This is a genomic window from Paenibacillus lutrae, from assembly GCF_009757775.1.
Classification (GTDB): domain Bacteria; phylum Bacillota; class Bacilli; order Paenibacillales; family NBRC-103111; genus Paenibacillus_F; species Paenibacillus_F lutrae.
Genome location: NZ_RHLK01000005.1, coordinates 266,809 through 275,766 on the forward strand (window position 1 = coordinate 266,809; position 8,958 = coordinate 275,766).

Below are 8,958 nucleotides of genomic sequence, written 5' to 3' on the forward strand. Positions count from 1 at the left end.
AGCGTCTGCCTACATATTCTCTGGCGCAGGGAGTCCCAGCAGGTTTAACGATTCTTTAAGCGTATCTTTAAAGACTGACGTCAGCCACAGACGAAAGCTCTGCCGCGGCTCCGCTCCCTTCAGAATCGGACAAGCGCTGTAGAAATTGGAGAACAGCAGGGCAAGCTCATACGCATAGCCGCATAGAATATTCGGCGCCTGCTGCCGGGCTGCGGCTCTCCTGATTTCGGGCCCATAAGCCAGATGACGGAGCAGACTCAGCTCTTGCGGCTGGAGCGCTTCTCCATCAACGATTACTGACTCATGAAGGAGGAACCCATCTCCCTTCTCTTCCTTGGCCTTCTGCAGTACACTGCACGCCCTTGCATGGGCGTACAGCAGATAGACCCCTGAGTTGCCGGATACTTCCGTAGCCTGCTGTAAATCGAAGACAACCTCGGTCTGCAGATGGTATTTAAGCAGGTAGTACCGGATGGAAGCCGCAGCAATGTCCCGGCTGGACAGTCCGGCCGTCCTGGACCTCTTCTCGTCAATCACATGCTCCATGCGGTCCAGCAGCTCTGCCACCTTGATTCCGACGCCTTGACGGCCTGACATGGGGTACGAGCTTCTGCCCTCAGATATATCCACACCGAGGCCCGCAGCGGTCTCAGGGCTCAGAGAGACGACCCCGTAGCTTACATGCTTCAGCCGGGCCGCCTGCTCTTCATAGCCAAGCACCTCCAGCGCCTGTTTCACCATAGCCTGCGGATACTCCTGTCTGTGATCGATTACATTAATCACAGTGTCCGCCTGCCCTATGGGCCGGCCCTCACCTTGGGGTTGGGTCGTCCATACGCCTGGCATAAATTCTTTATAGCGGAAGTCAGTGACAAGCAGTCCGAACTTCCACAAATGGTAGGCGATGTCCTTAGCCGTATAAGTCAGAATGCCGTTTGAGCGGACTAGAATCTTATCATTCTGATATTCTTCGTCTGCTTCGCCTGCAGCATCCGCCTGCTCTTCCTCGCGATGCTTCAGCACCCAGCACCCTGCAAGCTTACCCTCTCTGACCTTATAGAAGGCTCCTGTCTGTTTCAGCAGTGTAAAAGCCTCTTCCCAGAATCCTTCTCTCACTATACCGCTTTCCCATACCAGCACATCGTATCCGATGTCGAACAGCCTCATTTCCTCCAGCTGTTCCCGGACAATCTTCTCCGCAGTGAGATTCCCGAGCCAGGCGAGCTTTCCCTTTCCTTCTTCCAGCGCGTGAAGCACCTCTGTTCTTCTCTCCTGCAGCTCCGGATTCCTCCGATAAGAGCGGTTTACTTCCGCATAGACTTCCCAGCAGTAATCTCCGAACCGGCTGTAATCACCGCTTGATTCGGAATGAAGAATACCTGCTACCGTATCCGCAAGCTGATTGCCCAAATCATCAATATAATTATGAACCTCCACCTGATGTCCTTCGTCTTGTAACATTCTGGCCAGCGTGTCCCCGATACAGGAATTTCTGAGATGGCCGATATGGGCGGATTTGTTCGGATTTATCGAGGTATGTTCGATCACGATTTTGGACGACTCCCTGTTAATCCTGCTTCTATCCCTGTCCCTTGCTGCATATTCATTCGCCCACACCTGCCAGTCGATATAAAAGTTCAAAAAGCCCGGCGCTGCGATCTTTATTTCAGTAAACAACCCTCCGGCAATCTTTAGCGTTTTCAGCCTTTCTTGCAGAAGGGCAGCGATTTGCAGAGGTGATCTTCTCAACTGCTTCGCGAGCAGCATGGCAATGTTCGTGCTGTAGTCTCCGTGCTCCGGGTGGGCAGGGTGCTCAATTTTCACCTGAAGATTCTGCGGCCATTCCGCTCCCGATTCAACTAGCATACCGTTTACTACTTCTTCAATGGATTTCTGGAGCTGTGTACGGATCATCTTTCTTCCTCCTCTGAAGTCTTTAGTGACTGGTTTCTGTGTGAAACTATACAAACAAAAAGAGCCCTCGTCTCTAATAAGAGACGAGAGCTCATAGCTTCCCGCGGTACCACTCTATGTGCCGGCTTCAGTTAAACGGAAGCGGCCGCTCATACGGATAACGGCATACTCGCCGGATCTTCTTACTGGAGGTTCAGAAGACCATTTCCCGGGCCCGTTTCTATTCACGCATCTGTACCGGTTCCCACTCTTCCGGCTCGCTGTGACTCTCCGCGCTGAATATACTTTCCCGTTCAACAATGTTTAATTATCGCAATCAACTGAATATTAAAAATAGTTATACAGGATGACAAGAATGATGTCAAGTAAAAAAAGCCCTCCCGGAATCGGGAAGGCTTTGTTCCTAATAAATAATTAGGTTGCTACTGCGTTGTAAGTCATGATCCAGATCGAACCGGCAACAATCGTTCCCGCGATCAGAATCCCCATAAGCAGCGTCATCAGGTTGTAGCGCGGTTTGTTCTCTTCATTCAAGTGCATGAAGAACAGCAGCTGCACCAGGAACTGAAGAATGGCGGTACCCAGCAAGACTATCAGTGCCGCTTTACCCTGCAGCATGTCATTCATAATGACAACCAGAGGAATGATCGTCAAGATGATCGACAGAACAAAACCGATGACGTAAGACTTCAGGGAACCGTGACCGTGCGACTCCTCCGAATGCCCGTGATTCCCGCCTGCTCCATTTGAATGGGACGTATGTTGTGCCATCTTACATCACCCCCATTAAATAAACGAACGTAAAGACGAAGATCCAAACGACATCCAGGAAGTGCCAGTACAAGCTGATAACATCCACTTTACGCTTCGTAATGTTGTTGATGCCATGACGCTTAAGCTGAATCATCAGCCCGATCATCCACACGAGACCGATCGATACGTGAAGCCCGTGCGTACCGACAAGTGTGAAGAACCCGGACCAGAATGCACTCGTTGAGATTGTAGCTCCTTCATGCACCAGATGAACAAACTCGTTCACTTCCAGCGCGATAAAGGAGGCACCGAGCAATACGGTTACGGCCAGCCAGCCGATGAGGCCTTTGAGGTTGCCTTTGTTCATCGACAAGACAGCCAGACCGCTTGTAAAACTGGATGTCAGCAAGATAAACGTGGAGGCGATAATACCGGGCATTTCGATCAATTCCGCACCGGTTGGGCCGCCATTGGTGTTATTTCTCAGAACAATATAAGTAGCGAACAGTGTCGCAAACAGAATAACGTCGGTAATCAGGAAGATCCAGAAACCAAACCTCCGCAGCGACTCCTGGTCGACATGGCCGTCATGATGATCATCGTGACCTTGAGCTTGCGAGTGCGCGTGATTTTTAACATGTGCCAATTAGACCGACCCCCTTGCTGCGGCTTCCGTGCGTTTAACTTCATCCACCGGAATATAATAATCTGTATCGTAATTAAAGGAATGATAGATCATGCAGGCCGCTACACCAATGAGACCCGGAATAGCGAAGAACATCCAATTGAAGACAAATCCGAAGCCGGCAATAAACCAGCAAACCGATTTAATGAATGGAATAGCCGAGTTCTTCGGCATATGAATCGGTTCAAGCGGCGGTTTCGGCGCAGGCTTCTGCCCTTGAGCGATCCGCTGCTTCTCTTCCCAATACGGATCCTGTTCAGGAGCGTAAGGAATAGTTGCAAAGTTATACAGTGGCGCCGGAGAAGGAATCGACCATTCGAGAGTACGTCCGTCCCAAGGATCGCCAGTTGTGTCTTTCTCCATAAATTTGATGCTGTGTGCGATCTGCCATACCTGGAAAAGGAAACCTACACCCATCAGGAATCCGCCGATCGTAGAAGTCAGGTTGAGCGCATACCATCCGGTATCCCAGCCATAGGTACTGATACGACGAGTCATTCCGTCGAGACCCAGCAGATACTGCGGCATGAAGCAGACATAGAAACCGATATTCCAGAACCAGAATGCCCATTTGCCGAGTTTCTCATTCAGCTTGAAGCCGAACATCTTAGGCCACCAGTAGTACAGACCTGCGAAGTAACCGAAGGCTACGCCGCCGATAAGAACTTGGTGAAAGTGAGCGATCAGGAAATAACTGTTGTGGAACTGGAAGTCAGCCGGTGCTACCGATAACAAGACCCCGGTCATACCACCGACAATAAAGCACGGTATGAAACCGATCGTCCACAGCATCGGAGTGTCGAACCTGATCTTCCCTCGGAACATGGTGAAGAGCCAGTTAAACACTTTCACACCGGTCGGTATGGCAATGATCATGGTCGTTATGGCAAAGAAGGCATTGACATTCGCCCCCGATCCCATCGTGAAGAAGTGATGCGCCCATGTAAAGAACGACAGGACGCTAATAATCATCATGGCGAAGACCATGGATTTGTAACCGAAAATCTTTTTCTTCGAGAAGGTTGAAACAATCTCAGAGAAAATACCGAAAGCCGGCAGAATTACGATGTATACCTCAGGGTGACCCCACATCCAGATCAAGTTGATGTACATCATCGGGTTGCCCCCGCCGTCGAGGGTAAAGAAATGCGCTCCTGCAAAACGGTCTAAGAAGAGCAGGAAGAGTGTAACCGTCAGAATCGGGAATGCGAAAATGATCGTAATACAACTGGAAAGAACGGACCAGCTGAACATAGGCATTTTCATCAGTTTCATGCCCGGGGCACGCATTTTCAGGATCGTAACGATGAAGTTAATTCCTGTCATCAAGGAACCGATACCTGAAATCTGAATCCCCCATATATAGAAGTTCTGCCCGACCCCCGGACTATGCGAGAGCTCCGATAGAGGAGGATACGCAAGCCAGCCTGCATCCGGTGAACCTCCGATAACGAAGGACATATTGAACAGCATGGCACCGAAGAAGAAGAGCCAGAAGCTCAGTGCATTCAGGAACGGGAACGCGACGTCACGCGCACCGATCTGAAGCGGTACTGCAATGTTGAACAAACCAAACATCAGAGGCATCGCCATAAACAAAATCATAATGACGCCGTGAGTTGTAAAAATCTGATTATAGTGTTCCGGTTCCAGGAACTCCATACCCGGCATGGCCAGCTGCGTACGCATCAGGAGCGCATCCACGCCCCCGCGGAACAGCATCAGAATGGAAGCAATGATATACATAATGCCGACTTTTTTATGATCGACGGTTGTCAGCCATTCACGCCACAGCCACTGCCACTTTTTAAAATAGGTCAGTACGAAGATAATGGCAATGGTAGCCAAAGCGATACTGACGTCAGCGCCGTAAATAAGCGGATCGCCAGTAACGAAAAATTCAGAAGCGAATTGTTTTATACTCTCCAACATAGATGACCCTCCCTTCCTCTCTATTAATGGCCGCTATGGCCGGAATGCTCATCTTTTTTGGCAGCTCCATCGGAGCTGGTGTTTCCATCGGTAGAAGATTTATCAGCTGCGCCTTCAGCAGGCTTGCTGTTCTCCCCTGTTGCACCATGATTATTGTGAGCGCCGTATTTCGTTACAATCTGCTCAAACAACCCGTTAGGGAACGAAGAGTACGACTTCACTTCAGATACACCTTGCACGGCCAAAGCTTTATAGCCATCCATAGTTAAGGCAGGCGATTCCGCTTTCGTTTTCTTCACCCACTCGTCAAACTCTTGCTGGGAAGTCGCTTTAGCTACGAATCTCATGCTGCCAAAGTCTCTGCCCGTGAAGTTAGCCCCGGATCCCATATATTCGCCCGGCTCATCGGCCATCAGATGCAGCTTCATCGCCATACCTGACATGGTGTATACCTGCCCGCCAAGCTGAGGAATCCAGAATGAGTTCATCGGAGAGTCAGCGGTCAGTTCAAAGCGAACCGGCACGTCTTCCGGAAACTGTACGTAGTTCACGGTAGCAATGCCCTGCTCCGGATACTTAAAGAGCCATTTCCAGTCGAGCGATGTCACTTGAATCGTGATCGGCTTAGCCTCTGCTTCAATCGGCTTAGAAGGCTCAAGCGCATACGTATACTTTACCGTTACCACGGCTAGCGCCAAAATAATAATAATCGGAATACCCCACCAGATGGTTTCGAGCTTAGTGCTATGCTCCCAATTAGGTTCGTATTTCGCTTTACGTCCCGGCTTATCACGATAACGCCATACGATTACGAAAGTAATAATCAGAACTGGCGCAATAATGACCAGGCAAAGAATGGTGGAAATAATGATCAGATCTAACTGCTGCTGACCGATCGGCCCTTTCGGATCGAGCACGATAAGGTCACAACCGGCAGAAAGAACCGCCATCAAGACCAGCATAGCTGATGCTGTGAAACGCCGGAATAACTTTGCCTTCTTCAATTCTCCTCATCTCCTGACTGACGACCCCGCTAAATAAAACCTGCGAAAATCGTTCGTTCATACATTTATGTGATAAACATAACAGAAACGTAATCGAACATCTGCCCTGTTAACAAATGTGTCAACGATCCGTTGAAATTCCGTAATACAATGTTCAACGTTTAGACGCTTTTCTGTAACCATTAGGCATTTTCGCGGATATAATCTGCATTTTGCATGTTTCTGGAATGTTTTTGGAATGTTATCAGCAATACTCGCATGCGTGAAACCTGTCTAATCTTGTCAATTCCCAGGGCATAATCTTCCTTACCCTAACTAAGGGATTCTTAAAAACGAAAACGCAAAAAACCTCTCTTCACCTATAATAGGTAAAAGAGAGGTTTCGCTTGAGCAGTTTCCTTACATTAAACCAGGATTCTAGGCGTTTCTTTCTTCGTTCTCCTGCTGTTCATACTTACGCTTATGAACCAGGTGAATCGCGGTGCCAATCGTATAGATAAAGACGCTGCCTACCAAGAATCCAATGCCGACCATAAGTGTTAAGTTCTTGTCACTAAAGTGGGTGACGTTCCACAGGCTCAATACAACACCTATCACGAGCGCGCTCCACGCCATGATGTTCATAAAATTAAATAAGCGGCGAACTTCTTTTTCTTTGTTAGCGGTTTGTTTTACAGTTACGGAATTCGTTGTCAATGGAATCACTTCCCTTTCAGGCTTGTAAGGGGCTATTTGTGTCTATTATAGCACAAAACAAAAGTTTTGTTCAAAAAATATTCAAATTTTGATCAACAATTGGACACTTATTATTACCCGGCCTGGAAGGGTGTTAAACATTGGGAGAAACTCCCTGATAAACCACGATGAAGCTATCTCGCTTGGCAACGTCCTACTCTCCCAGGACCTTGCAGTTCTATCTAGTTAAATAAATCGTCCCGTCAGAAAACTATCCGCTGCCAGCACATTTCCACGTTTCATTTCATCTTCTGAACCCGGTGCTACCTCTACTTCATTTGATTTCGTTCCTTTTTGTCTTTCAGACCGATAATCTTCACCGTACCGAACAGAAGGAGAGAAGGACAGAAGTGTCCTGTTGATGCGGCTATCCAGGGTCACTTATTCCACCCCTATATACAATAAAGGGAAGAACAGATCTCCTGTTCTTCCCTTTAATTAATACCACGGGGCTTGCCCGCGTTTCTTGTAGAATCTACAGAGTCAATCCTCCGTCAACCACCATCACCGAACCTGTCATATAACTGGATTTATCGGAGGCTAAGAATACCACGGCTTCTGCAATTTCTTGAGGCTGTGAGAAGCGGCCGATGCGCATAGTCGAGACCTCTTCAGGCACATAGCCTCCTTCTTTAAAACTCTCCGTAACTCCGGCTGTCAGTGCAGTTTCAACACCGCCCGGACAAATCGCATTAACGCGGATCCCCTGTCTGACATACTCGAGTGCGGCTGCTTTAGTCAGACCAATTACAGCATGCTTGCTTGCGGAATAGGCACTTGCACTGTGCTCACTTCTGATGCCGGCTGTCGAAGCGGTATTAATAATAGAGCCGCTGCCCTGTTTCTCCATTACTTGAAGAACATATTTCAGACCCAGAAAAACACCTTTCACGTTAACGTTCATCGTACGGTCAAATTCTTCTTCCGGTACATCCGCAAGCTTGGCAAATTTCTGAATAACGCCTGCATTGTTAAAAAAGATATCAATTCTGCCATATGTTTCAACCGCTTTATTTACATAGTTTTGAACATCTTTACTATCCGTTACGTTAGCTTGTACAAAAATGGCTTCTCCGCCTTGTTCTTTAATCAGATCTACTGTTTCTTCGCCTGTTGCCTGATTAAAATCAACAACAACAACTTTGGCTCCATCTTCCGCTAACTTCAGGGAACTGGCTCTACCGATCCCGCTGCCCCCGCCTGTAACAATTGCGACTTTGCTGGTATTCTCCATTAGTTGTGTCTCCTCGCGTAAGTAAATTGAGCGACCAGGAAAGAATCACTTCTCTATTTAGTTTAGCACTAAATGAAATTTATTTCATTAATCATTAAAATATGTTCATTCTATAATAATCAAATCGATTTTTTTGTGCCACTGCTTTTGATGTAGGATGGGATTATTGTCCTGTATGCTAATTTTCCCGCTAGGATGAAATACAATCCCAATTCCAATATCCATTTATGGATAAAAAAGAACATTCCGCTAGTAACGGAATGTTCTTTGATTTGCTTGGCAACGTCCTACTCTCCCAGGACCCTGCGGTCCAAGTACCATCGGCGCTGGAAGGCTTAACGGTCGTGTTCGGGATGGGTACGCGTGGTTCCCTTCCGCCATCGTCACCAAACAGGATGTTCCGAAGTGTTAGAGACTTCGAAAATCGCAGCATCTCCTTGCGGACATACCACTTCGATCAGGGTTGTACCCTGAAAACTAGCAGCGAAAGATGTAAAAGATCCATCCAAAGATCTTGTGGTGCACCCGCCTAAGCGATGCTTCCGATGACGGCCTCTACTCTCGTAAAGACCTATAGGTCAAGCCCTCGACCGATTAGTATTGGTCAGCTCCACACATTGCTGTGCTTCCACCTCCAACCTATCTACCTCGTCGTCTTCAAGGGGTCTTACTAATTGGGAAATCTCATCTTGAGGGGGGCT

General features: G+C 48.1%; 8 protein-coding genes, 2 rRNA genes and 1 other annotated feature. All 10 genes read right to left on the reverse strand.

The window, feature by feature from the left end:
• Positions 1 to 9: 9 nt before the first annotated feature.
• Positions 10 to 1,914 carry an arginine--tRNA ligase gene (locus tag EDM21_RS12000; RefSeq protein WP_157335712.1) on the reverse strand — a complete coding sequence of 635 codons (1,905 nt, stop codon included), beginning with the start codon at positions 1,912 to 1,914 and terminating at the stop codon, positions 10 to 12.
• A 76-nt stretch (positions 1,915 to 1,990) separates the two neighbouring features.
• Positions 1,991 to 2,220, reverse strand: a binding site (T-box leader).
• 108 nt (positions 2,221 to 2,328) lie between these two features.
• Positions 2,329 to 2,685 carry a cytochrome o ubiquinol oxidase subunit IV gene (gene cyoD, locus EDM21_RS12005; protein WP_157335714.1) on the reverse strand — a complete coding sequence of 119 codons (357 nt, stop codon included), beginning with the start codon at positions 2,683 to 2,685 and terminating at the stop codon, positions 2,329 to 2,331.
• Position 2,686: 1 nt separating this feature from the next.
• Complete coding sequence (gene cyoC, locus EDM21_RS12010; protein WP_068775209.1) at positions 2,687 to 3,313, reverse strand: cytochrome o ubiquinol oxidase subunit III; 627 nt, start codon at positions 3,311 to 3,313, stop codon at positions 2,687 to 2,689.
• Positions 3,314 to 5,284, reverse strand: a complete 1,971-nt coding sequence (locus tag EDM21_RS12015; protein ID WP_157335716.1) for a cbb3-type cytochrome c oxidase subunit I — start codon at positions 5,282 to 5,284, stop codon at positions 3,314 to 3,316.
• A gap of 23 nt (positions 5,285 to 5,307) precedes the next feature.
• Positions 5,308 to 6,288: a ubiquinol oxidase subunit II gene (gene cyoA, locus EDM21_RS12020; protein WP_157335718.1), complete on the reverse strand. Its 981-nt coding sequence runs from the start codon at positions 6,286 to 6,288 to the stop codon at positions 5,308 to 5,310.
• Between the two features lie 417 nt (positions 6,289 to 6,705).
• Positions 6,706 to 6,984 carry a hypothetical protein gene (locus EDM21_RS12025; protein ID WP_157335720.1) on the reverse strand — a complete coding sequence of 93 codons (279 nt, stop codon included), beginning with the start codon at positions 6,982 to 6,984 and terminating at the stop codon, positions 6,706 to 6,708.
• A 225-nt stretch (positions 6,985 to 7,209) separates the two neighbouring features.
• On the reverse strand, positions 7,210 to 7,404 hold the full coding sequence (locus EDM21_RS12030; protein WP_157335722.1) for a hypothetical protein: 195 nt from the start codon (positions 7,402 to 7,404) through the stop codon (positions 7,210 to 7,212).
• A 94-nt stretch (positions 7,405 to 7,498) separates the two neighbouring features.
• Entirely contained in the window at positions 7,499 to 8,257 is a 759-nt protein-coding gene (locus EDM21_RS12035; RefSeq protein WP_157335724.1) for an SDR family NAD(P)-dependent oxidoreductase, read from the reverse strand.
• 274 nt (positions 8,258 to 8,531) lie between these two features.
• Positions 8,532 to 8,648, reverse strand: a 5S ribosomal RNA gene (gene rrf, locus EDM21_RS12040).
• Positions 8,649 to 8,831: 183 nt separating this feature from the next.
• Positions 8,832 to 8,958, reverse strand: a 23S ribosomal RNA gene (locus EDM21_RS12045); the annotation flags it as partial.

Excerpts from the sequence above, each read along its gene's own strand:
- EDM21_RS12015 (WP_157335716.1), bottom strand. The coding sequence starts at position 5,284 with ATGTTGGAGAGTATAAAACAATTCGCTTCTGAATTTTTCGTTACTGGC.
- cyoD (WP_157335714.1), bottom strand. The coding sequence starts at position 2,685 with ATGGCACAACATACGTCCCATTCAAATGGAGCAGGCGGGAATCACGGG.
- EDM21_RS12035 (WP_157335724.1), bottom strand. The coding sequence starts at position 8,257 with ATGGAGAATACCAGCAAAGTCGCAATTGTTACAGGCGGGGGCAGCGGG.
- EDM21_RS12000 (WP_157335712.1), bottom strand. The coding sequence starts at position 1,914 with ATGATCCGTACACAGCTCCAGAAATCCATTGAAGAAGTAGTAAACGGT.